This is a genomic window from Nocardioides ginkgobilobae, assembly GCF_054781275.1.
Window position 1 is genome coordinate 43,238 of record NZ_BAAGUS010000020.1, and the last position, 22,597, is coordinate 65,834.

The window sequence follows — 22,597 nt, forward strand, 5'->3', positions numbered from 1 at the left end:
CTCCCCCTCGGTCCGGGCACGCCCGGACGAGGAGCATGATGCCTCAGTCGACAGGATCACTCAAGTTACGGATGGACCCGGGGGGGACCACTGGTCCAGTCGGGCCAGCCACGAGTGCGCGCGACCGTCGAAGGCGCCGGTCCCGGCGTGAGCCGCGCCCCACACCTCGTCGCGGGCGGCCTCGGCGGCCGCGACGACCTCGGGCGGGTAGCCGTAGGCGACCTGGTGCTCGGCGAACTCGTCCTCGTCGTCGACGAACCAGTCGCCGCCGTGCTCGGGGCTGTGCCGGATGACGTCGAGGTCGAGGTCGACGCAGCGCACCTCCACCCCGTCGGGGCCCCGTCCGAGGACCGGAGGAGTGGTCATGTCGACGTACGTCGTGCACCAGATGCCGGGGGCGTGGAAGGTCGCGGCCCACCAGCGCTCGCGGGGGAAGAGCGTGACGGTGTCGACGTCGGAGTGGAACTCCAGGCCGGGGCGGTGGTGGTGGGTGCCGGCGGTCGCGCCCACCCAGTCACCCAGCTCGTCGGAGCCGAGCCACAGGCCAGCGTACTGCCAGTGCGGCCGCTCGCCCCACTTCGACATGCGGACGTGCAGAGGGTCCCCGAGTTCCATGCCCGGGGACCCTACGCGGTGGGGGGAGCTGCTCAGACCAGCTGCGTCTTCGGCGGCATGACCTTCTTGGACACCTTGGCGACGACGTCCTGGTAGCGCGAGCCGGTGAGCTTGGCGAACCAGTGCAGCGCGTGGGCGTCGATGCCGACCAGCACGCGCGCCTGGTCCTTCTCGATGCCGGCGACGATGATCTCGGCGGCCCGGTCCGGGGTCATCCGCGCGAGCTTCTTGTCGAAGAGCTCGGCGGTCTTGGACTTGTCCTCCTTGGCCGAGACGCGGGAGTTGCGGGCGATGGCGGTCTTGATGCCGCCGGGGTGCACGACGGTCACGCCCACGGGGTGGCCCGCGATGAGCATCTCCTCGCGCAGCGCCTCGGAGAGGCCGCGCACGGCGTACTTCGTCGCGTTGTAGATCGACTGGCCGGGCATGGAGACCAGGCCGAAGAGCGAGGAGATGTTGACGACGTGACCTTCGCCGGAGGCGATGAGGTGGGGCAGGAACGCCTTGGTGCCGGTGAGGACGCCGCCCAGGTTGATCCCCATGATCCAGTCGATGTCGGAGTACTCCAGGTCGACCAGGTCACCGGCCAGGGCGACACCGGCGTTGTTGATGACCACGTTGACCCGGCCGAACTGCCCGACCACCGCCTCGGCGTAGGCCTCGAAGGCGTCGCGGTCGGCGACGTCGAGCCGGTCCGAGCGCACCTCGCGCGCGCCCGCGCCCTTCACGAGGTCGACGGTCTCGGCAAGACCGGCCTCGTCGACGTCGGAGAGGGCGAGCAGGGAGCCCTTGCGGGCCAGGTTCAGTGCCAGGGCACGGCCGATGCCGGAGCCCGCCCCGGTGATGACGACGACCTTGTCGGACAGGTTCTTCATGCGTTCACGGCCTCTCGGTTGCCGGTGGTGCCGGTGGTGGGAGCGGGGTCGGCCGGGGAGGTCTCCCCGGTGACGGTGTAGGCGGCGAGGTCGAAGCGCGACAGCAGCCGACGGAAGGTGAAGGTGGTGCGCGGCCACAGCGTGGTGTTGCGGCCCTCGGAGTCGAGGTACCACGACGCGCAGCCGCCGGTGGTCCACACGGTGCGCTTCATCCGCTGCTGGAGACCGGCGTTGAACTGGGCCGTGACGTCCTCGCGGGGCTCGACGGTGGCGAGCCGGTGGGTGCGCATGGTGCGGATCGCGTCGCGGATGTAGGCGACCTGAGATTCGATGATGAAGACCATGCTGGAGTGGCCCAGCCCGGTGTTGGGGCCGACCATCATGAACAGGTTGGGGAACTCCGGGATGGTCGTGCCCTTGTAGCCCGCCATCCCGTGCTCGGCGAAGCGCTCGGCCAGGGTGCGGCCCGTGCGACCGGTGATCTGGTGGGCGATCGGGATGTCAGTGGTGTGGAAGCCCGTCGCGACGACCAGGGCGTCGATCTCGCGCTCGGTGCCGTCGGCCGTCACGATGCCGCTGCCGGTGATCTTGGCGATCCGGTCGGTGACCAGCTCGACGTTGTCGGAGGCGACGGCGGGGTAGTAGCCGTTGGAGATGAGGATGCGCTTGCAGCCGATCTCGAAGGTCGGCGTGAGCTTCTCGCGCAGCACCGGGTCCTTGACGGCCTTACGCAGGTTGCCCAGGGCCGCCGCCTTGGCGGGCGCGGCGATCGTGGGCTGCAGGGTGAAGGCGGGGACGTAGGTCTCGCGGCCCCAGTAGATCGCCGTGCGGTAGAGCTTCTGCAGGCCGGGCACGTGCCGCAGCGCGGCCTTCTCGAGCGCGGAGTAGGTCCGGTCGTGGCGGGGGAGCACGTAGGGCGCGGTGCGCTGGTAGAGGTCCAGGTGGCCCACGATCTTCTGCAGCTCGGGGACGATCTGGATCGCCGAGGCACCGGTGCCGATGACGGCCACCCGCTTGCCGGTCAGGTCCACGGAGTGGTCCCACTGCGCGGAGTGGAAGACCTCGCCCTGGAAGGTCTCGATGCCCTCGATCTCGGGGAGCTTGGGCTCGGAGAGGCCGCCGGCGCCCGAGAGCAGCGTGCGGGCGGCGTACGTCGTCGAGCCGGTGGGGCCCTCGGTCTCGACCAGCCAGCGCTGGGACTGCTCGTCCCAGGCGGCGGCGACGACGCGGGTGTCGAAGACGAATCGGTCCAGGACCCCGGACTCGCGGGCCACGCGCTTGAGGTAGGCGTGGATCTCCGGCTGGCGCGAGAACGACATCGACCAATCGGGGTTCGGGGCGAAGGAGAAGGAGTAGAGCTGGCTCGGCACGTCGCACGCGGCACCGGGGTAGGTGTTGTCGCGCCAGGTGCCGCCGACGTCGGAGCCCTTCTCGATGACGACCAGGTCGCGCTCGCCGTCCTCGTCGAGCTTGATGGCGGCGGCCAGGCCGGCGAAGCCGGAGCCGATCACGAGGTGGTCGACCACGCGGTGGGTGGCGGGAGTGCTCATGCGCCGACGGTAGTGGCGTTATTGAAAAAGTGTCAATAGACTGCCCGACGTGACCACCCGCACAGCGAGCACCCGCACCCGGCTCAGCCCCGAGGAGCGCCGCTCCCAGCTGCTCGACCTGGGGGTTCGGCTGCTCTCGAGCCGGTCCTTGGACGAGCTGAGCATCGACCTGCTGGCCGAGGAGGCCGGCATCTCGCGTGGGCTGCTCTACCACTACTTCGGCTCCAAGCAGGCCTTCCACGAGGCGGTCGTGCGGCGGGCGGCCGACGACCTGATCGCCCAGACCGCCCCGCCGGTCGAGGGGGAGCCGCTGCACCGGTTGCTGGTCTCGATGAGCGCCTACCTCGACTACGTCGACGCCAACCACGCGGGCTACCTGTCGTTGGTCAAGGCCGCCCAGGGCGGCAACGACACCCTGCGGGAGATCTACGACGAGGCACGCGCCGCGCTGACCGACCGCGTCTTCCGCGAGGACGCGCAGGGCCAGATCATCAGGGAGACCCCGCAGACCCGGCTGCTGGTCAAGGCGTGGGCCGCCTTCGCCGAGGAGGTCGTGCTCGGCTGGAAGGCCGACCCGGCGGGCGTCACCCGCGAGGAGGTCCTCGACGTGCTCGTGATGTCGCTGCCCGCGCTGGTCGGGGTGCTGCCGCCGCAGGACTGACCGGTCCGCGACGACCGGTGCGGGAGGCAGTGCGGCACGGGCGGGTGGGACGGGCCGCCGGCGGCCGGGGGAGTCTCAGGACCCCGGCGCAGCGGACCCGTCCCGGGGGACCCAGTGGTTGCCCACGCTCCCCAAGACCCGAGATTAGGCCGACCCCGGAGGCCGGCCAAGGCGGTGGCGGCCCCTGACCCCGAACGGTCGCTGACGGCGTACGACGAGGGGGCGCCGTCCGGTGGTCGGACGGCGCCCCCTCGTGGGTGCCAGGTGGGGCGACCGCGGTCAGTCGCCGCGGACGACCTCGGCCAGCTGGTCCAGGCCCCAGGCGAGGTCCTCGGCGCTGATGACCAGCGGCGGGGCGAGCCGGATCGTGGAACCGTGGGTGTCCTTGGCCAGGACGCCGCGGGCCATGAGCCGCTCGCAGACCTCGCGACCGGTGCCGACGGCGGGGTCGATGTCGACGCCGGCCCACAGGCCGCGCACGCGCACGGCGAGCACCCCGTGACCCACGAGGGCCTCGAGCCGCTCGCGCATCAGCTCGCCGAGCTCGGCGGCGCGGGCCTGGTGCTCACCCGTGGCGAGCATCCGCACCACCTCGAGGCCGACGGCGCAGGCCAGCGGGTTGCCGCCGAAGGTCGAGCCGTGCTGGCCCGGGCGCAGGACGCCGAGGACGTCGCGGTCGGCGACGACGGCCGAGACGGGGACGATGCCCGCGCCGAGCGCCTTGCCCAGGACGTAGAGGTCGGGGACGACGCCCTCGTGGTCGCTGGCGAAGGTCTTGCCGGTGCGGCCCAGGCCGGCCTGGATCTCGTCGGCGGCCATGAGCACGTTCTCGCGGCGGGTCAGCTCGCGCAGGCCCTTCCAGAAGCCGTCCGGCGGGATGACCACGCCGCCCTCGCCCTGGATCGGCTCCATCAGCACACCCACGGTGTTCGGGCCGATGGCCGCCTCGACGGCCTCGAGGTCGCCGTAGGGGACCATGACGAACCCGGGCGCGAACGGGCCGAAGCTGTTGCGGGCGTCGGGGTCGTCGGAGAAGCCGACGATCGTGGTGGTGCGACCGTGGAAGTTGCCGGAGGCGACGATGATCTCGGCCTGGCCGGGAGCCACGCCCTTGACCTCGTAGCCCCACTTGCGCATGACCTTGATGGCGGTCTCGACGGCCTCGGCGCCGGTGTTCATCGGCAGCACGAGCTCCTTGCCGCACAGGTCGCCCAGCTCGGCGCAGAAGTCGGCGAACTGGTCGTGCACGAAGGCGCGGCTGGTCAGGGTGAGCTTGTCCAGCTGCTCGTGCGCGACGCGCAGCAGGCCCGGGTGGCCGTGGCCGAAGTTGAGCGCGGAGTAGCCCGCCAGGAGGTCGAGGAAGCGGGTGCCGTCGACGTCGGTCATCCAGGCGCCCTCGGCGTGCTCGATGACGACCGGCAGCGGCTTGTAGTTGCGAGCGGTGCGGGCCTCGGCGCGCTGGAAGAGCTCGGTGGACCGTGCGGTCTCCTGCGGGGTCGCGGCGGGGTTCGCTGCGGTGGTGGTCATGCTCGCCTCCTCGGCTCGTCGGCGCCGCCCGGACGGGTCAGCCTCCTCGGACGTGCTCGGACCCCACGAGAACAGAGTCGGAGCGGAAAACCAAGGTTCGCACCCGGATCCTGCGGCGTCCGAATCGACGAGCCGGACACCTGTCCGGGAGATCGGCCGGATCGCCGGAAGTCCTCCACGGTGCGGACCCGGTCACGGCGATGCGCTGACACAGGTGCCTCTGTGTGGCGTTCCGGTTCAACCTGCTTGAACCGGGACGCCACACAGGGCCCATCGCCTCAGCCGACCAGGTCCCGCACGGCCAGCGACGCGAAGACCATCGCCGTGCCGAGCGGAGCGCCCGGGCCGGGGTAGTAGGGGCCGGTCATCGGGGCCGCGGTGTTGCCGACGGCGTACAGGCCGGGCAGCGCGCTGCCGTCGGGCCGCAGGGCGCGGCCGTGGGCGTCGGTGACGACGCCGCCCTTGGTGCCGAGGTCGGAGAGCACGAAGCGGGCCGCGTAGAAGGGCCCGGTGTCGACCGGCGTGAGGGCCTTGTTGGGCCCCTCGCCGTAGGTGAAGAAGGTGTCGTACTCGTCGGCGCCGCGGCCGAAGTCCTCGTCCACGCCGGTGGCGCAGAAGCCGTTGTAGCGCTCGACGGTCGCGGTCAGTGCCTCGGCAGGGACGCCGATGCGCTGGGCCAGCTCGGCGACCGAGTCGGCCTGCACCCAGGTGCCGGCGGCGAGGTGGTCCGCCGGGTCGCCCTCGGGCATCGCGATCGCGGGCAGCCGTCCGCCCTCGCGCGAGTCGAAGACGAACCACGACGGGACCCGCGCCGGGTCAGCCGCCATCTCGCGGCCGAACCGGTCGTAGGGCAGGGCCTCGTTGGCGTAGCGCCGCCCGTGCGCGTCGACCATCACCCCGCTGCGGAAGCCCAGGGTGAAGGAGCCGGCACCGTCCGGGTGCTCCAGCCCGGGGCAGAACCAGCCGAGCCCGGTCCAGTCGACGGCGGCGCCGGCGTTGATCGCCGCGCCGATCGGCTCGCCGGTGTTGGTGCCGCGGGGGGCCATCGTCCACTCCGCACGACCGGGCGTGCCGTGCGACTGTCGCCGCGAGGCACTGCCCTCGAAGCCGCCGCTGGCCAGCAGCACCCCGCGCCGGGCGCGCACCTCCACCGGGCCTGCGCCGGTCGTCGCCCACACCCCGACCACGTGGTCGCCGAGGGTCGCGTCGGTCTCGGTCATCAGGTCGCGGACGCAGTGGCCGGTCAGCACCGTCCCGCCCGCCTCGACGTACGCCGCCAGCAGCCGCGCGATGAGCGCCTGGCCCCCGCTGAGCGTGCCGCGTCCCGGGCCGCCCACGCGGTCGCGCTCGACCGGCGGCCGCACCAGCGCCGCGACCTCGGGTGCCAGGTCGGCGCGCTTGACCGCGGTGGGCTGGATCGAGCGGCCCATCGGGCAGCGGCCGGGCGCGTCGTAGTACTCCGGGAAGGGCAGCCACTCGAAGTCGATGCCGGCCGCCTCCAGCTCGGCCACCACGACCGGGGCGTGGGCCAGGAAGGTCTCCACCTTGGCCTGGTCGGGGGCCCAGCCGTCGACCGGCGCGAGCACCGCCGCGAGGTAGTCGCGGGCACCCTCGGTCGAGTCGGCGATCCCCGCCCTCTGCTGCACGGTGGACCCGGGCAGCCAGCAGGCGCCGCCGGAGTACGCCGAGGTGCCTCCGACGAGGTCGGTCTTCTCCAGCACGACCGTGCGCAGCCCGGCCCGCTGGGCCAGCAGGGCGCCGGTCATCGCGCCCCCGCCGGACCCGACCACCACGACGTCGTACGGCTCGATCTGCTCGCTCACGCCCCGGACTCTGGCGGGTGGAACGTGTTCTATCAAGGGGTCGGGGGGAATCGGTTCGTCGGGGTGGTGGTCGCCTTGAGAGGATGGGCCGGTCATGGACCCAGCAGGCACGGCGGAGCAGGCGTCGCTCGAGATCACCTACCCCGCCGACCTCCCGGTCAGCCAGCGACGTGACGACATCGCCGAGGCGATCCGCGACCACCAGGTCGTCGTGGTCGCGGGCGAGACCGGCTCGGGGAAGACGACCCAGCTGCCGAAGATCTGCCTGGAGCTGGGGCGCGGCACGACGACGTACCGCAAGGGCCGCGACGGCAAGCGTCGCCCGCGCGGCGGCCTGATCGGGCACACCCAGCCGCGCCGGATCGCCGCGCGCTCGGTCGCGGAGCGGATCGCCGAGGAGCTGCACCAGCCGCTGGGCGAGAAGGGTGTCGTGGGCTACCAGGTGCGCTTCACCGACCGCACCACCGCCGAGACCCGGGTCAAGCTGATGACCGACGGCATCCTGCTGGCCGAGCTCCAGCGCGACCGGATGCTGTGGCGCTACGACACGATCATCATCGACGAGGCGCACGAGCGCTCCCTCAACATCGACTTCCTCCTGGGCTACCTCAAGCGGCTGCTGCCGCGCCGGCCCGACCTCAAGCTCGTCATCACCTCCGCGACCATCGACGTGCAGCGCTTCGCCGAGCACTTCGCCGACCGCGACGGCAACCCTGCGCCGGTCATCGAGGTCAGCGGTCGGACCTACCCGGTCGAGGTCCGCTACCGCCCGCTGCTGGAGCTGCCCGAGGACGACGAGGAGGGCGAGGTCGTCCAGCGCGACCAGACCGAGGCGGTCGTCGAGGCGGTCCGCGAGCTCGCCGCCGAGGGCCCCGGCGACGTGCTGGTCTTCCTGCCGGGCGAGCGGGAGATCCGCGACACCGCCGACGCGCTCGAGGAGGCGGCGACGTCCTTCCGCGGCGCCGGCGGTGGCCTCGAGGTCGTGCCGCTCTACTCCCGGCTCTCCGCCGCCGAGCAGCACCGCGTCTTCTCCCCGCACACCGGGCGCCGCGTCGTGCTGGCCACCAACGTCGCGGAGACCTCGCTGACGGTGCCGGGCATCCGGTACGTCGTCGACAGCGGCGTCGCGCGGATCAGCCGCTACTCCCTGCGCACCAAGGTCCAGCGCCTCCCGGTGGAGCCGGTCAGCCAGGCCTCGGCCAACCAGCGCGCGGGCCGCTGCGGCCGCCTCGGTCCCGGTGTCGCCATCCGGCTCTACTCCGAGGAGGACTTCCTCGGCCGGCCGGAGTTCACCGACCCCGAGATCCTGCGCACCAACCTCGCCAGCGTCATCCTGCAGATGCGCTCGCTCGGGCTCGGCGACCTCGCGCGCTTCCCCTTCGTCGAGCCACCCGACCGGCGCAACGTCAGCTCCGGCCTGCAGCTGCTCGAGGAGCTCGGGGCGCTGCGCCCCGGTGGCGACGGCAAGGACTCCCTCACCGAGGTCGGCCGACGGCTGGCCCGTCTCCCCATCGACCCGCGCCTGGGCCGGATGATCCTCGAGGCCGAGCGGCTCGGGTGCGTCCGTGAGGTCATCGTGATCGTGGCGGCGCTCTCGCTGCAGGACCCCCGTGAGCGTCCGGCGGAGCAGCGTCCGCAGGCCGACCAGCAGCACGCCCGGTTCAAGGCCGAGGGCTCGGACTTCCTCACCTGGCTCAACCTCTGGCGCTACGTGAGGGCCCAGCAGAGGGAGCTGTCCTCGAGCGCCTTCCGCCGCATGTGCAAGCGGGAGTTCCTCAACTACCTGCGCATCCGCGAGTGGCAGGACTTCGAGTCCCAGCTGCGACAGGTGTGCAAGGAGATGGGCATCGACCTCGGGGTCCCCGCGGACACCCCCGACGCCGACGGCATCCACCAGGCGCTGCTGTCCGGGCTCCTCTCGCACATCGGTGCGCTGGAGGAGAAGGAGAAGCCGGCGCCGGGCGCCAAGGGCAAGCGGCCCGGCCCGCGGGAGTACCTCGGCGCCCGGAACGCGCGGTTCGCGATCTTCCCGGGCTCGGGCCTGAAGGGGAAGCAGCCGGCCTTCGTGATGGCCGGGGAGCTGGTGGAGACCTCGCGCCTGTGGGCCCGCCAGGTCGCGGCGATCCAGCCGGAGTGGGCCGAGCGGCTGGCCGGCGACCTGGTCAAGCGGCAGTACTCCGAGCCCCACTGGTCGACCAAGCGGGCCGCTGTCATGGCCCGCGAGCGGGTGACCCTGTACGGCGTGCCGCTGGTCGCCGACCGGCTGGTCAACTACGGCAAGGTCGACCGGGCCCTGGCCCGCGAGCTCTTCATCCGGCACGCCCTGGTGCAGGGGGAGTGGGCCGCCCTGGAGTCGGGGCGGCAGAAGTTCTACGAGCACAACAAGCGGCTCCTCGACGAGGCCGCCGAGCTCGAGCACCGCTCCCGGCGCCGCGACATCGTCGTCTCCGAGGACATCCTCTTCGACTTCTACGACGCCCGGGTCGGCGCCGACGTCGTCTCCGGCGCGCACTTCGAGCAGTGGTGGAAGCGCGAGCGGCAGAAGCGACCCCGGCTCCTCGACTTCGACCTCGCGATGCTGACCCACGACACGGCCGAGGAGGTCACCGAGGCCGACTTCCCGCAGGTCTGGCAGGACGAGGGCCTGACCTTCAACCTGGCCTACCACTTCGAGCCCGGTGCCGAGGACGACGGCCTCACCATCGAGGTGCCGGTCGCCACCCTCAACCGGGTCGCCGCCGACGACTTCTCCTGGAACGTCCCCGGCCTGCGCGAGGAACTGGTCACCTCCCTCATCCGCTCGCTGCCCAAGAACCTGCGGGTCTCCCTCGTGCCGGCCCCCGACCGGGCGCGGGAGTTCCTGCGCTCGGTCCCGGTCGGCGAGGAACCGCTGCTCGACGCCCTCGAGCGGTGGTGCCGCTCCACCACCGGCGTCGTGGTGCCGCGCGAGGCCTGGGACTGGTCCAAGGTCCCCGAGCACCTGCGCCCGACGTACCGCGTCGTCGACGAGCAGGGTCGCGAGCAGGCCCGCGGCAAGGACCTCGAGGCGCTCAAGGCCCCGTTGCGGGGCCAGTTCCAGCAGGCGATGGACGAGGTCGCCACCGACTCCGGGCTCGCCCGCACCGGCGAGACCACGTGGGTCTTCGGCGACCTGCCCGGCTCGATCACCCAGACCCGCGCCGGCCACGAGGTCACTGCCTACCCCGGGCTCGTCGACGAGGGCACGTCCGTGGGCCTCGAGGTGGTCGGGTCCGCGGAGGAGCGCGACGCCCGGCACCGGCTCGGCGTGGTGCGGCTGGTGCTCCTCGGGCTCGACGCCGCGGGCGACCAGACGGTCAAGCGGGTCGTCGACGGCCTGACCAACACCGAGAAGCTCGGGCTGGCGGGCTCGCCCTACCCCTCGGTCGCCGAGCTGCTCGAGGACTGCCGCACGGCCGTGGTCGTCGAGGCGGTCGACGCCCGGCCCGCGGTGCGGTCGCAGGCGGCGTACGACGCCCTGCTGGCGACCGTGCGTGCCGACCTCGAACCGCGGGTGCGCGCCGTGCTGGCCGACGTCGTGCGGGTGCTGTCGGCCTGGCGCGGTGTCGAGAAGGACCTCTCGGGCCGCGCCGACATGGCGATGCTGCCCGCACTCACCGACATGCGGGCCCAGCTCGGCCGGCTCGTGGCCCGCGGCTTCATCGGGGAGGCCGGCCCGACCCGGCTGCGACGGTTCACCGTCTACCTCGCAGCCCTGGCCCACCGGCGCGAGAAGCTGCTCGAGGGCGGCGGCTCGATCGGCCGCGACCGACAGCTGATGGACCGCATCGGCGACCTCCAGGACTCCTGGCTGCACGCGGTCGCCGCCCTCCCCGAGGGCCGCCCGCTGCCGGAGCGGCTGCGCGAGGCCCGCTGGCTGCTGGAGGAGTACCGCATCTCGCTGTGGGCCCAGCAGCTCGGCACCGCCCAGTCCGTCTCCGACCAGCGGATCCGCAAGGTCCTGGCGGGCTGACCCTTCGTTGGTCGAGCAGGCGAGCGCTAGCGAGCCGTCGTCGAGACCGCCGCACCTGGCCGTGGTCGCCGACCACGCGTCCCTTGCGCGGTCTCGACGACGCCCTCGCTGGCGCTCGGGCTGCTCGACCAGCTCGACTCAGGCCAGCCGGCCGGCGAGCTCGGCGTGCCCGGCGGCCTCGAGCTGTTCGGCGAGGGTGAGCAGCCGGGCCACGTCCTCGTCGGAGGCGTCGTGGGTGGAGGCGTTGCCGGCGGCGACCACCCGGGCGAACGCCGAGGCACGGAACAGCACGTCGGCGAAGTCCGCGGACGCGATGCCGCGCAGCACCTCGTCGACCATCGCCTTGAGCTGGTCGGGCCCGGGCGGGTCGGCGACCCCGGCCACGACGCGGGCGACCTGGGCGCGGGCGCGGCCTTCCTCGTACGCCCTGGCGATCCGCGCCGGCTCCGCGTGCACCCACTGGCGCAGCAGGAAGAGCCGCCACAGGCAGCCGGCCAGCGAGTCCCCGGGGGCGCCGGCCCACAGCTCGGCGATCGCCTCGATCCCCTCGGTGTCGGCCAGGTGCAGCACCCGCTCGGCGACCCCCTCGTCGTCGGACGCCCGGGACCCGCGCACGAGCAGCGTGGCCGCGCGGTCGCCGGCCTCGGTGACCAGCGCCGGGTCGGCTCCACCCTCGACCGCGTCGAAGAACGCCGAGGTCTTCTGGGTCGGTCGGTGGTGGGGACGGCTCACCCGACCACCGTACGCCGCCCGCTGCCGCCCCCCGTGAGGCGCCGGCTCGGCACTCCACGCTCGACCCGGGGCGGAGGTGTGTGGGACGGCTTGTGTGAGCGGCAGAGGGACCTAGACTGGGCACTTGTGCGCCGGGCCGCGGCAGCCCCGGGTCCCAACATCAGCCGCTACGAGCGGCCACGCGCCGTGAGGCGCTCCCGGTCCGGTGCACACCACCTCTCCCGCGGCCTCGCCACGCCGTGGACGGCCCCGGCCGGCTCACCCTGGCGGTCACCCACGACCCCAGGTCTAGGGTCGGCGCCATGGCCACTGTTCCTCGCTCCCACCGCGTGGGCACGGCCCTGCGCCGAGCCCGCCTCCGGGTCTCCCGCGGCCTGCGGGTCACCTACAACCCGCGCACCGACGGCAAGCCCGACCCGGGCGAGGTCGTGTGGGCGTGGGTGCCCTACGAGGACGACCCGCGCCAGGGCAAGGACCGCCCTGTGCTGCTGCTCGCCCGCGACCGGCAGCGGCTCTACGGGTTGATGCTCTCCAGCGTCGACCACGACCGCGACCGGGACGACGAGGCCCGGCACGGCCGGCACTGGATGGACGTCGGCGCCGGGGGGTGGGACCGCGAGCGGCGGCCCAGCGAGGTGCGGCTGGACCGCCTGCTGACCCTCGCGCCCGCCGACGTACGCCGCGAGGGGGCCGCCCTGGACCGGCCGACCTTCGAGCGGGTGGTCGCCGGGGCGCGCGCCTTCCACGACCTCGCCTGAGCCTGCTTGCCCGAGCCTGCCCACCCGCCTGCGGGCCGCGGCCGTCGACTGCCGGGTGGACCGGAGTTCCCGCCGGCTCCGTGAGGATCGGCACGTCGGCGCCGGCTCAGCGACCCGGTGCGTACTGAGTAGGGTGGCGGCGCGGGTCGTGCGACCCGGGACCGGGGAGGCGTGAGGTGAGGGTGACGGCGGTGGCGACGGGCAGTCCGAGGGGACGGGCCCGCTTGCGGCGCGCAGGCGTGGCCGCGACGTGCGTCGCCCTGCTCGCGAGCCTGGTCGCCTGCACCTCCGAGGACGAGCAGCCGCCGCTGAGCCCCGACCCCGTGCCCGCCCCCCGGGCCGAGGACGTGCTGACCCTCGCGGTCTGGGGCAGCGACATCGAGATCGACACCTACGAGCGCCTCATGGCGGAGTACTCCGCACGCTCGGACACCTCCGAGGTCGAGGTCGTCGCGTTCGCCGACCGCGAGGAGGCGATGGACGCCATCGAGGCCGGGGAGGTCCGCCCCGACGTCTTCATGGCCTCCCGCCGCGACCTCCGTCGCCTGCGCGAGGACGGCCGCACCATCCCGGTCGACGAGCTGCTCGACGAGCGCTTCGTCGAGTTCGGCGACGGCTACGCCCGCGACGCGCTGCTCGCCTTCTCCGCCGACCAGCGCCTGCAGTGCATGCCCTTCGAGGTCTCCCCGACGGTCGTCTACTACAACAAGGACCTGGTCGACTTCGAGCGGATGCGCGAGCGCGGTCTCGACGCGCCCACGAGTCCCAACCGCTGGAGCTTCGAGCAGTTCCGCGAGGCCGCGGAGTTCGCGACCCGCCCGCGCCGCGGCACCAAGGGCGTCCACGTCGACCCCTCGCTGGCCGGCCTCGCCCCGTTCGTGTACGCCGGGGGCGGCGACCTCTTCGCCGACGGCGAGCCGCCCACGTCGCTGGCCTTCAGCGAGGAGTCGACCCGCGAGGCGCTCGAGCGCACCCTGGCGCTGCTGCGCAGCGGTCCGCTGACCCTCAGCGACGCCCAGCTCGAGCAGGCCCCGGCCCTCGAGTGGTTCCGTCGCGGCAAGCTGGCGATGATCACCGGCGACCGGTCGTGGGTCCCGCGGCTGCGCACCACGCAGGGCCTGGACTTCGACGTGATGCCGATCCCCACCCTCGACGAGACCGCCACGACCGGCGAGCTGATCGGCTTCTGCCTGGCCCGCCGCCCGGTCTCGCTGTCCGGCGCCGCCGACCTGCTGGTGCACCTGATCTCCGACGACGTGGTGCGGCCGCTGACCCGCAGCGGCTCCCTCGTGCCCGCCAACCAGCAGGTGGCCCTCTCGGAGGACTTCCTCCAGCCCGGTCGCCTGCCGGAGTCCGCGACGGTCTTCACCGAGTCCGTCGACGACATGGTGATCCCGCCGCTGCTGGACTCCTGGGGTCCGCTCCAGCGGGCCGTCGACGAGCTGGTCGCGAGCCTCGTGACCGCGCCGGGCGTGCTCGACCTCGAGACCGTCACCGCCGAGATCGACCTGGCCTCCCAGCTGGTGCTGGCGCCGGACCCGGTCGTCGGCGAGGACGGCGAGCCGGTCGAGGAGCCGCAGGACTAGTCCGCGGGGGCGTCCTCCGGCTCGGGGTCCGGCACCGGCTCGTCGCCGTGCAGGATCGCGGCCACGAGCAACGGCGTCACGAGCTCGACCTGCCACGGTCGCGCGCCGTAGCCGGTGAGCTGCTCGCCCACGGCCCCGGCCAGCGCCTCGGCGTCGCGGGTGCGCGGCGGTGTCCAGAGGGTGCGACGGAGGTAGTCGGGGGTCAGCAGCTGCTCGGCGGGCATGCCGTGCTCCTCGGCGAGCGCGGCCATCGCGTCGCGGGCGTGCTGGAGGCGGCGCGCGGCCACCGGGTCGCGGTCGGCCCAGGCCCGTGGCGGGGGCGGACCGTCGGTGCGCGGCTGCCGGGTGGGCAGGTGCTCCTCGGGCATCTCGGCGACCTGCTGCAGCGCGGCTACCCAGCGGCTGGAGTAGCGCTCGGCGCCCCGGCCGTGGAACCCCTTGAGCCCGAGCAGCGACGCCTTGTCGGTGGGCAGCGCGGTCGCGGCGACGGTGATCGCGGAGTCGGGGAGGATCCGGCCCGGGGTGACGTCGCGCTGCTCGGCGATCTCGTCGCGCAGCTCCCACAGCGCCTTGACCGCGCCGAGGGAGCGGCGTCCGCGGATCTTGTGCAACCCGCTCGTACGCCGCCACGCATCGACGCGGGGAGTCGGCTCGAAGCTGCGCAGCGCGTCGAACTCCTGGCGCGCCCACTCCGCCTTGCCGGTCGCCTCGAGCTCCTCGGCCAGCAGGTGGCGCAGCTCGAGGAGGACCTCGACGTCGAGCGCGGCGTACTCCAGCCAGGGTCGCGGCAGCGGGCGGGTCGACCAGTCGACGGCCGAGTGCTCCTTCTTCATCCGCTGGCCCAGCAGCGACTCGACCAGGGTGGCCAGGCCGACGCGGGGGTAGCCCAGCAGCCGGCCGGCGAGCTCGGTGTCGAAGAGTGCGGCGGGGGACAGGCCCTCGTCGCGCAGGCAGGGGAGGTCCTGGGTGGCGGCGTGCAGGATCCACTCCGCGTCGCCGATGGCCTCCTGCAGCAACGGCAGGCCGTCGAAGGCGGCCGGGTCGACCAGGTGCGTGCCCGCGCCCTCGCGGCGCAGCTGGATGAGGTAGGCGCGGTTGGAGTAGCGGTAGCCCGAGGCGCGCTCGGCGTCGATCGCGACGGGTCCGGTGCCGCCGGCGACCGCCTCGCACGTGGCCTCGAGCCGCGCGCGGGTGTCGACCACGGCGGAGAGACCGTCACGCAGCGTGAGGAGCGGGGCCGGCGGTGCCTCCGGCTCGGCGGGCGCCTCCGGGACGTCCTCGGCAGCCGGCTCGGCAGGCTCCTGGGGGTCGCTCATCTGCTGCGCCCGCGTCGGCTCGGCATGACCGCGACGCCGTCGGGGACCGGCGGGAGCCCTGCGGCGGTGCACAGCAGCTCGCCCCAGGCCTCGACGTGCGGGGTCACGTCGGGCGCCGCGTCGGGGTCGCCGGCCCGCTCGGGGGAGGCCAGCGGGGTCCACGAGGCGCGGACCTCGATCTGGGCGGTCCCGCCCTCCTCGCTCATGCCGCCGAAGCTCTCGGTGGCCACGCGGGTGACCGTCCCCGAGGCCGCGGTGTACGCCGCCCCGTGGGCGTCCAGCGCCTCGGTCAGCCAGTCCCACCCGACCGCGGAGAGCATCGGGTCGGTGACCAGGTCCAGCTCGATCTCGGCCCGGACGTAGGCGACCAGGCGGAAGGTGCCGTCCCACGCGTCGTTGCCCGCGGGGTCGTGCAGCAGGATGATCCGCCCGGTGCCGAGGTCGACGTCGTCGACGGTGACGTCGGCGGAGACCGCGGCGGCGTACGGCGCGATCCGCTGCGGTGCGGGCATCGGCTCGCACAGCACCTCGGGCCGCATCCTGGCCACCCGCATGCCGGCCACCGCCTCGCGGAACGCGGGGGGCTCGGCGGACGCACCCGCTCCGGGGTGCGTCTCCTGGCGGACGACCATGGCTTCACAGTAGGTCCGGTTCGGGTGAAGGGATGTGCGAACACGCCGGGACCCTGGGAGGCTGGCCCGGTGACGAGCCCCACCTCCAGCCCCACCCCCGGCCTTGCGGCCAGCCCCGCTCCGGAGCTGTCCGGCAGCGCGTTCCTCAAGGCCCTGCGCGGCGAGCCGGTGCCGCACACCCCGGTGTGGTTCATGCGCCAGGCGGGTCGCTCGCTGCCGGAGTACCTCAAGGTGCGCGAGGGTGTCGGGATGCTGGAGTCCTGCGTGGACCCCGGGCTGGTCGTCGAGATCACCATGCAGCCGGTGCGCCGCTACGGCGTCGACGCCGCCATCTTCTTCTCCGACATCGTGCTGCCGCTCAAGGCGGTCGGGGTCGACCTGGACATCAAGCCCGGCGTCGGGCCGGTCGTGGCCGAACCGGTGCGCACCCTCGAGGACGTCGCGCGGATCCCCGACCTGACGCCCGAGCACGTCCCCTTCATCACCCAGGCCGTGCAGGGCCTGGTCGGCGAGCTCGGGAGCACCCCGCTCATCGGTTTCGCCGGCGCGCCGTTCACGGTGGCGTCGTACCTCGTCGAGGGCGGGCCGTCGAAGGAGCACGCCAGGACCAAGGCGATGATGTTCGGTGCGCCCGACGTCTGGGCGGCGCTGATGGAGAAGATCGCCGGGATCGCCGCGACCTACCTCGAGGTCCAGGTCGCCGCCGGGGCCTCCGCGGTGCAGCTCTTCGACTCCTGGGCCGGGGCGCTGACCCCGCAGGACTACGCCGCCCACGTGCAGCCGCACTCCGCGCGCGTGCTGGAGCGGGCCGGGGCCCTGGGCGTGCCGCGCATCCACTTCGGCGTCGGCACCTCCAACCTGCTCGACCTCATGGGCGAGGCCGGTGCCGACGTGGTCGGCGTCGACTGGCGCACCCCGTTGGAGCGGGCCATCCCGATGGTCGGCGACCGCGGCGTCCAGGGGAACCTCGACCCCACGCTGGTGTTCGCCCCGACCGAGGTGATGACCGCACGCGCCGCCGAGGTCATCGAGGCCGGCCGCGCGGCCAAGGGCCACGTCTTCAACCTGGGCCACGGCGTGCTGCCCTCGACCGACCCCGACCAGCTCGCGCGGCTGACGGAGTTCGTCCAGGGCTACCCGCTCGGCTGAGCGGTCCTCACTCCTTGGCGGCGGTCCGCTTGCGGGTCTGCCCGCCGCGCCGCCGCGACGACGGTCGGGCGACGAGGCGCACGCGGATGACGTGGTCGTCGCGCTCCTCGACCTCCACGTAGTCCTGGGCGCGGGCCAGCGTCACGAGCTTGCCGAAGCCGTAGTTGCGCGGGTCGAAGGAGGACTGGCTGCTGCCGAGGTAGCTGCCGACCGAGCCCAGGTGGGCCCACCCGTCGTCGTCGGAGGTCGCGTCGATCGCGGAGGTCAGGAGCTTCTGCAGGTCCGGCAGCGGCGCCTGCTCCTCGGCGGCCGGCTCGGCTCCCTCGACCTCGTCGTCCCCGTCGTCACCGTGGTCGCCCAGCACCTCGAGGTAGATGAACTTGTCGCACGCCGCGACCAGTGACGGCGGGGTGCGGCGCCGACCCAGGCCGTAGACCGTCTTGCCGGACTCGCGCAGCCGCGTGGCCAGGCGGGTGAAGTCGGAGTCGCTGGAGACGATCGCGAACGCCTCCAGGTTGCCGGAGTAGAGCAGGTCCATCGCGTCGATGATGAGCGCGGAGTCGGTGGAGTTCTTGCCCTGCGTGTAGGCGAACTGCTGGACCGGCTGGATGGCGTGCTGGTTGAGCGCCTTCTTCCACCCCACCAGCTGCTGGGTGGTCCAGTCGCCGTAGGCGCGCTTGACGGTCGGTACGCCGTAGCGCGCGACCTCCTCGAGCAGGGCTCCCGCGTGGGAGGCGGAGGTGTTGTCGGCGTCGATGAGGACCGCCATCCGGACGGCGGAGGAGTCGGCCATCCCGCCATCCTGCCCGACACGGGTGCCGGGGTGGGCTCAGCCCTCGCTGGGCCCGGCCGGCGCGGCCGTCGTCGGCGCGGCCGTCACCGGCGTACGACGGCGGCGGGCCGCGGCCCGCAGGAGCAGCCAGCCCGGGACACCGACGAGCAGGGCCGCCGCGGCGAAGGGCAGCACGGCGCCGGTGACGGTGGCGAGGCCGACCGCGACGGCGGTGAAGCCGTCCCAGCCCTTCTCGAGCCCGGCGAGGAAGCCGGAGCCGTCGTCCTCGTCGGGGCCGCCGTCCTCGGCGTGGCGCTGGAGGTGGACGGTGATCGTCGACAGCGAGGTGCGGTCGGCGAGGTAGGCCTGCTGCTGGAGCAGGGAGTTGAGGTCGGCCTCGCGGCGGCTCAGCTCGCGCTCGACCGAGACGACGGCCTGGATGGTGCCGGCGCGGGCGAGCAGCGCCTCGATCCGGGCGATCGACTCGCGCTGGATCCGGATCCGCACCTCGGTGTCGACCACCTGGGTCGTGACGTCCTCCGAGGAGGTCGAGGAGGCCTCCAGGTCGGCGAGGCCCTCGAGCTCGGCCATCGCCTCGGTGAAGTCGTCGCTCGGCACCCGCAGCACCAGGCGGGCGTCGCGCACGGCACCGTCCTCGTCGGTGCTGGTCTCGGAGTCGGTGACCTGGCCCCCGAGCCGGTCGACGACCTTCTGCACCTCGAAGCGCGCCTCGGCCACGTCGTCGGCGCGCAGGCTCACGGTCCCCGTGCTGATGATCGACGGCTCGCGCAGCGTCGTGGACCCCACCCCGGACCGCCGGGCGCCGGTCCGCCCGGTGGAGCCGGAGACCGAGCCGCCGGCGTCGGAGTCCTGCGCCTCGACGTCGTAGGCCAGGCCGCGGCCGTCAGCGGCCGCGGGGACCTCGCCCTCGACCAAGCCCGAGTCGACGAGCGCCTCCTCGCTGGCTGCGGTGTCGCCTCCCCCCGAGTCGCTCGCGCAGGCGGTGAGGCCGAGGAGGAGGGCGGCGAGCAGGGCTGCCGCCCGGGCCGGGACGGAGGCGCCGAGGGCGCGGGGCGTGCGGGGCGTGCGGGTCATGCGGCTGGGACGCGGAGGAGCGGCCGGGGGTTCCCGCGCCGGCCACCGGGCCCGTGGGACGCTGGCGACGTGACGGGTGAGCATCGCGACGTGGTGGTCGTCGGCGCCGGGATCGGTGGCCTGGCCGCGGCGCACCGGCTGAGCGGGCTGGGCCGCGACGTGCTGGTGCTGGAGGGCTCGCCGGAGGTCGGGGGCGTGCTGCGCCGACGTGCCGTCGCCGGGGTCGGGGTCGACGTCGGCGCCGAGGCGATGCTCAACCGGCGCCCCGAGGGCGTCGCGCTGGCTGCCGAGCTGGGCCTCGAGGTCTGCCACCCCGCGCGGGCGTCCTCGCGGATCTGGACCCGCGGCGCCCTGCGCCCGCTGCCGCGCTCGCTCATGGGCGTGCCGCTGGACCTCGAGGACCTCGAGGCCAGCGGTGTCCTCACCGCCGACGAGCTCGACCGCGTGCGCGCCGAGCGAGGCCACGCACCCACCGACGTCGGCGAGGACGTCACCGTCGGCGCCCTGGTCGACGACCGGCTCGGACCGGCCGTCACCGACCGGTTGGTCGAGCCCCTGCTGGGCGGGGTGTACGCCGGGCACGCCCGCGCCATCTCCGCCCGCGCGGCGGTCCCGCAGCTGGTCGCGCTGGCCGAGAAGGGCTCGCTGCTCGACCAGGCGCCGTCGCTGTCCGCGCCCGCGACCTACTCCGCGCCCGTCTTCGCCGGCCTGCCCGGCGGCATGGGTGGGCTGCCGCTGGCCCTCGCCGAGCGGCTCGAGGTGCGCACGCAGGAGACGGTGCGCCGGCTGACCCGCGAGCACGCCCGGTTCCGGCTGGTCGTCGGGCCGACCACCGCCGAGCGCACGATCACCGCGGACGCCGTGGTCCTCGCGGTCCCGCCGCCGGCCGCGGCCCGACTGCTGGTCGACCTCGCCCCGGTCGCCGGTGAGCTGGTCGGGGGCATCGGCACCGCCTCCGTCGCCGTCGTGACCCTCGCCTTCCGTCTCCCCGACGTCGGCGACCTCGCCACGACCGACGCCTCCGGCTTCCTCGTGCCGCCGGTCGAGCAACGCGCCATCAAGGCCGCCACCTTCTCCTTCGCCAAGTGGGGCTGGGTCCGCGAGGCCGGCGCCGCCGAGGGGCTGCTGCACCTGCGCACCTCCCTCGGGCGGCACGGTGAGGAGGCGTCGCTGCAGGTCCCCGACGCCGCCCTGGTGGCGGCCTCGCTGGCGGACCTGGGTGAGGCGGTCGGGCTCCGTGCGCAGCCGGTCGACACCCACGTGCAGCGGTGGGGCGGCGGTCTCCCGCAGTACGCCCTGGGCCACCTCGGTCGGGTCGCGCGCATCCGCTCCGAGCTGGCGCGGGTGCCCGGGCTGGCCGTCTGCGGAGCGGCGTACGACGGGGTGGGGATCCCCGCCGTCATCGGCTCGGCCGAGCGGGCGGTCGCGCGGCTCGGGTGACCTTGGTCCCTCCGGCTCGGTCGGTCACGGCCGGGTTGGCACAATGGCGAGCATGAGCGAGACGAAGTCGAACGCCGCCCGGGTCAAGGAGATCAACGCCTCGATCCGCTACACCATGTGGTCGGTCTTCCGGCTGCGCGACGTCCTGGGCGACAGCGACCGCACGGCCGAGGGCGCCGAGGTCGAGAAGCTCTTCGCCGAGCTCGCCGAGGCCGACACCGTGGTCCGCGGCGTCTACGACGTCAGCGGCCTGCGCGCCGACGCCGACGTCATGCTCTGGACCCACGCGGCCACCAGCGAGGAGCTGCAGTCGGCGTACCACCGCTTCCGCCGCACCGCCTTCGGGTCCCGCTTCGAGCCGGTGTGGTCTCAGATGGCGCTGCACCGCCCGGCGGAGTTCAACAAGTCTCACGTGCCGGCGTTCCTCGACGACGAGGAGCCGAAGAAGCACGTGTGCGTCTACCCCTTCGTCCGCTCCTACGAGTGGTACCTCCTCGAGGACTCCGAGCGCCGCGCGATGCTCGCCGAGCACGGCAAGATGGCGCGCGACTACAAGGACGTCCGCGCCAACACCGTGGCCTCCTTCGCCCTCGGCGACTACGAGTGGCTGCTGGCCTTCGAGGCCGACGAGCTCTACCGCATCGTCGACCTCATGCGGCACCTGCGCGGCTCCGAGGCCCGGCGCCACGTGCGCGAGGAGATCCCCTTCTACACCGGCGCGCTGACCCCGGTCGCCGACCTCGTGGACCGGCTGCCCTGAGCACCCCCCGGCCACCGCGGGAACCGGTCGTCCGCGGCGTACGTCGCAGCGGCATGACCCCGACCCTCGCGAGCCTGCGCCTCCTGGCCCTCGCACCGCTGCTGCTGGCCCTCACCGCGTGCGGGGGCGACGAGACCGTCGCCCGCGACACCGGCTCCACCGACCCCGCGGACCCGGCCGGTCCGCCCGCCCTGGCGCTGCCCGCCGACGTCCGCACCGCCAACCTGGCGATGGTGATGGACACCGGGAAGGGGCCCGAGGTCTGCCTCGGCCCGATCGCGGAGTCGTGGCCGCCCCAGTGCTCGGGGCCCTCCCTGCTCGGCTGGGACTGGTCCGCCCACCCTGAGCACGAGGAGCAGGGCAACGAGAAGCAGGGCAAGATCCGCTGGGGCTCCTTCGCCATCACCGGGTCGTGGGACGGCGAGGCGCTGACCGCGACCGACGCGATCCCGGCCGCGCTCTACGACGTGATGGCACCCGAGCCCTCGGCGCCGACCGACCCCGACCCGGCCGTCCCGGCCGCCGAGCTGCAGCGGATCGCCGAGGAGCTCCCCGACCTGCTGCCCGGGGTGCAGGGCACCTACGCCGCCGAGACCCACGTGCTGGCCGACGTCACCTACGACGACGGCTCCCTGCAGGAGTGGGCGGACGCGACGTACGGCGAGGGCGTGGTCGTGCTGGTGTCCGCGCTGGTGCCCGCCTCGTCCTAGCAGCGACCGGAGTGCGGGTGACGCGCCAGACGCGCCGGGTGCAGTCCGGTCGGGCTCAACCGGCGACCCGGTTGCCCTCGGCGTCCTCGAGGGTGAGGCTGACGGAGTTGATGCAGTAGCGGTCGCCGGTGGGCGTGCCGTAGCCGTCGGGGAAGACGTGGCCCAGGTGGGAGCCGCAGCTCTTGCACAAGACCTCGACCCGGCGCATCCCGTGGCTGTTGTCCTCGCGCTCCTCCACGGTGTCGGGCAGCGACTGGTAGAACGACGGCCAGCCGCACCCGGAGTGGAACTTGGTCTCGGAGCGGAAGAGCTCGGCGTCGCAGGCCTTGCAGCGGTAGACGCCCTCGGTCTCGGTGTCGGTGAGCTTGCCGACGAAGGCACGCTCGGTGCCGGCCTCGCGGAGCACGGCGTACTCCAGGGGGGAGAGCTGCTCGCGCCACTCGGCGTCGGTCTTGGCCACGTCGTAGGACATGCGTTCCTCCTATGTCAAGCGGCGGCCGCGAGTCCAGTCGCGGCCGCTGCTTGATCGGTGTTGAGGTGGTTGAAGACGATGCGGGCCAAACGTCGTTTCAGGCAGCGCAGTGCCTCGGGCGTGGACATGCCGT

General features: G+C 73.6%; 19 protein-coding genes. 8 read left to right on the forward strand and 11 right to left on the reverse strand.

The window, feature by feature from the left end:
- Positions 1 to 60 precede the first annotated feature (60 nt).
- Genes ACYVID_RS16060 through ACYVID_RS16070 form a run of 3 tightly spaced genes read right to left on the reverse strand, consistent with a single transcriptional unit; the run spans position 61 to position 3,040 of the window.
- Positions 61 to 615, reverse strand: coding sequence for a DUF402 domain-containing protein (locus ACYVID_RS16060; protein ID WP_460738752.1), 555 nt, complete (start codon positions 613 to 615; stop codon positions 61 to 63).
- Positions 616 to 647: 32 nt separating this feature from the next.
- Positions 648 to 1,490 carry an SDR family NAD(P)-dependent oxidoreductase gene (locus ACYVID_RS16065; protein WP_460738754.1) on the reverse strand — a complete coding sequence of 281 codons (843 nt, stop codon included), beginning with the start codon at positions 1,488 to 1,490 and terminating at the stop codon, positions 648 to 650.
- Entirely contained in the window at positions 1,487 to 3,040 is a 1,554-nt protein-coding gene (locus ACYVID_RS16070; RefSeq protein ID WP_460738756.1) for a flavin-containing monooxygenase, read from the reverse strand. The genes ACYVID_RS16065 and ACYVID_RS16070 overlap by 4 nt, the downstream gene beginning before the upstream one ends.
- 49 nt (positions 3,041 to 3,089) lie before the next feature.
- Here ACYVID_RS16070 and ACYVID_RS16075 point away from each other — a divergent pair, with 49 nt between their 5' ends.
- Positions 3,090 to 3,701, forward strand: coding sequence for a TetR/AcrR family transcriptional regulator (locus ACYVID_RS16075; RefSeq protein WP_460738758.1), 612 nt, complete (start codon positions 3,090 to 3,092; stop codon positions 3,699 to 3,701).
- 279 nt (positions 3,702 to 3,980) lie between these two features.
- Here ACYVID_RS16075 and rocD read toward each other — a convergent pair whose 3' ends face one another.
- Entirely contained in the window at positions 3,981 to 5,228 is a 1,248-nt protein-coding gene (gene rocD, locus ACYVID_RS16080; protein ID WP_460738760.1) for an ornithine--oxo-acid transaminase, read from the reverse strand.
- Between the two features lie 278 nt (positions 5,229 to 5,506).
- Positions 5,507 to 7,051 (reverse strand): FAD-dependent oxidoreductase, encoded by a 1,545-nt coding sequence (locus tag ACYVID_RS16085; RefSeq protein WP_460738762.1) that lies wholly within the window; start codon positions 7,049 to 7,051, stop codon positions 5,507 to 5,509.
- A 94-nt stretch (positions 7,052 to 7,145) separates the two neighbouring features.
- Between ACYVID_RS16085 and hrpA the strand changes: the two genes are divergently transcribed.
- Entirely contained in the window at positions 7,146 to 11,042 is a 3,897-nt protein-coding gene (gene hrpA / locus ACYVID_RS16090) for an ATP-dependent RNA helicase HrpA (protein WP_460738764.1), read from the forward strand.
- Positions 11,043 to 11,180: 138 nt separating this feature from the next.
- Here the strand turns inward: hrpA and ACYVID_RS16095 are convergent, their stop codons facing one another.
- Positions 11,181 to 11,774 (reverse strand): hypothetical protein, encoded by a 594-nt coding sequence (locus tag ACYVID_RS16095; protein ID WP_460738765.1) that lies wholly within the window; start codon positions 11,772 to 11,774, stop codon positions 11,181 to 11,183.
- 302 nt (positions 11,775 to 12,076) lie between these two features.
- Between ACYVID_RS16095 and ACYVID_RS16100 the strand changes: the two genes are divergently transcribed.
- Positions 12,077 to 12,532, forward strand: coding sequence for a type II toxin-antitoxin system PemK/MazF family toxin (locus ACYVID_RS16100; protein WP_460738767.1), 456 nt, complete (start codon positions 12,077 to 12,079; stop codon positions 12,530 to 12,532).
- Between the two features lie 239 nt (positions 12,533 to 12,771).
- Positions 12,772 to 14,118, forward strand: coding sequence for an ABC transporter substrate-binding protein (locus ACYVID_RS16105; protein WP_460738769.1), 1,347 nt, complete (start codon positions 12,772 to 12,774; stop codon positions 14,116 to 14,118).
- Here ACYVID_RS16105 and ACYVID_RS16110 read toward each other — a convergent pair.
- Positions 14,115 to 15,434, reverse strand: a complete 1,320-nt coding sequence (locus tag ACYVID_RS16110; protein ID WP_460738772.1) for an HRDC domain-containing protein — start codon at positions 15,432 to 15,434, stop codon at positions 14,115 to 14,117. The two genes, ACYVID_RS16105 and ACYVID_RS16110, sit on opposite strands and share 4 nt — an antisense overlap.
- Positions 15,431 to 16,066 carry a DUF3000 domain-containing protein gene (locus ACYVID_RS16115; RefSeq protein WP_460738774.1) on the reverse strand — a complete coding sequence of 212 codons (636 nt, stop codon included), beginning with the start codon at positions 16,064 to 16,066 and terminating at the stop codon, positions 15,431 to 15,433. Before ACYVID_RS16115 ends, ACYVID_RS16110 begins: the two co-directional genes overlap by 4 nt.
- Positions 16,067 to 16,135: 69 nt before the next feature.
- Between ACYVID_RS16115 and hemE the strand changes: the two genes are divergently transcribed.
- Positions 16,136 to 17,215, forward strand: coding sequence for a uroporphyrinogen decarboxylase (gene hemE / locus ACYVID_RS16120; protein WP_460738776.1), 1,080 nt, complete (start codon positions 16,136 to 16,138; stop codon positions 17,213 to 17,215).
- A 7-nt stretch (positions 17,216 to 17,222) separates the two neighbouring features.
- Here hemE and ACYVID_RS16125 read toward each other — a convergent pair whose 3' ends face one another.
- Together ACYVID_RS16125 and ACYVID_RS16130 are read right to left on the reverse strand one after the other, a co-directional pair.
- A complete protein-coding gene (locus ACYVID_RS16125; protein ID WP_460738778.1) occupies positions 17,223 to 18,008 on the reverse strand; it encodes an NYN domain-containing protein in 786 nt (261 codons plus the stop codon).
- Positions 18,009 to 18,044: 36 nt separating this feature from the next.
- Positions 18,045 to 19,082, reverse strand: coding sequence for a DUF4349 domain-containing protein (locus ACYVID_RS16130; protein ID WP_460738780.1), 1,038 nt, complete (start codon positions 19,080 to 19,082; stop codon positions 18,045 to 18,047).
- Between the two features lie 69 nt (positions 19,083 to 19,151).
- Between ACYVID_RS16130 and hemG the strand changes: the two genes are divergently transcribed.
- Genes hemG through ACYVID_RS16145 form a run of 3 tightly spaced genes read left to right on the forward strand, consistent with a single transcriptional unit; the run spans position 19,152 to position 21,992 of the window.
- The gene (gene hemG, locus ACYVID_RS16135) at positions 19,152 to 20,522 is read left to right on the forward strand and encodes a protoporphyrinogen oxidase (protein ID WP_460738782.1); all 1,371 of its coding nucleotides are present in this window, start codon (positions 19,152 to 19,154) and stop codon (positions 20,520 to 20,522) included.
- A gap of 52 nt (positions 20,523 to 20,574) precedes the next feature.
- Positions 20,575 to 21,282: a hydrogen peroxide-dependent heme synthase gene (hemQ, locus tag ACYVID_RS16140; RefSeq protein WP_460738784.1), complete on the forward strand. Its 708-nt coding sequence runs from the start codon at positions 20,575 to 20,577 to the stop codon at positions 21,280 to 21,282.
- Positions 21,283 to 21,335: 53 nt separating this feature from the next.
- Entirely contained in the window at positions 21,336 to 21,992 is a 657-nt protein-coding gene (locus ACYVID_RS16145; RefSeq protein WP_460738786.1) for a hypothetical protein, read from the forward strand.
- A 55-nt stretch (positions 21,993 to 22,047) separates the two neighbouring features.
- Here ACYVID_RS16145 and msrB read toward each other — a convergent pair whose 3' ends face one another.
- The gene (gene msrB / locus ACYVID_RS16150) at positions 22,048 to 22,464 is read right to left on the reverse strand and encodes a peptide-methionine (R)-S-oxide reductase MsrB (protein WP_460738788.1); all 417 of its coding nucleotides are present in this window, start codon (positions 22,462 to 22,464) and stop codon (positions 22,048 to 22,050) included.
- Between the last annotated feature and the right edge of the window lie 133 nt (positions 22,465 to 22,597).

Bases quoted from the DNA above. Each gene is read 5' to 3' on its own strand.
- ACYVID_RS16130 (WP_460738780.1), bottom strand. From the start codon at position 19,082: ATGACCCGCACGCCCCGCACGCCCCGCGCCCTCGGCGCCTCCGTCCCG.
- rocD (WP_460738760.1), bottom strand. From the start codon at position 5,228: ATGACCACCACCGCAGCGAACCCCGCCGCGACCCCGCAGGAGACCGCA.
- ACYVID_RS16065 (WP_460738754.1), bottom strand. From the start codon at position 1,490: ATGAAGAACCTGTCCGACAAGGTCGTCGTCATCACCGGGGCGGGCTCC.
- ACYVID_RS16110 (WP_460738772.1), bottom strand. From the start codon at position 15,434: ATGAGCGACCCCCAGGAGCCTGCCGAGCCGGCTGCCGAGGACGTCCCG.
- ACYVID_RS16115 (WP_460738774.1), bottom strand. From the start codon at position 16,066: ATGGTCGTCCGCCAGGAGACGCACCCCGGAGCGGGTGCGTCCGCCGAG.
- ACYVID_RS16100 (WP_460738767.1), top strand. From the start codon at position 12,077: ATGGCCACTGTTCCTCGCTCCCACCGCGTGGGCACGGCCCTGCGCCGA.
- hemQ (WP_460738784.1), top strand. From the start codon at position 20,575: ATGAGCGAGACGAAGTCGAACGCCGCCCGGGTCAAGGAGATCAACGCC.
- ACYVID_RS16060 (WP_460738752.1), bottom strand. From the start codon at position 615: ATGGAACTCGGGGACCCTCTGCACGTCCGCATGTCGAAGTGGGGCGAG.
- ACYVID_RS16145 (WP_460738786.1), top strand. From the start codon at position 21,336: ATGACCCCGACCCTCGCGAGCCTGCGCCTCCTGGCCCTCGCACCGCTG.
- msrB (WP_460738788.1), bottom strand. From the start codon at position 22,464: ATGTCCTACGACGTGGCCAAGACCGACGCCGAGTGGCGCGAGCAGCTC.
- ACYVID_RS16125 (WP_460738778.1), bottom strand. From the start codon at position 18,008: ATGGCCGACTCCTCCGCCGTCCGGATGGCGGTCCTCATCGACGCCGAC.
- hrpA (WP_460738764.1), top strand. From the start codon at position 7,146: ATGGACCCAGCAGGCACGGCGGAGCAGGCGTCGCTCGAGATCACCTAC.
- ACYVID_RS16070 (WP_460738756.1), bottom strand. From the start codon at position 3,040: ATGAGCACTCCCGCCACCCACCGCGTGGTCGACCACCTCGTGATCGGC.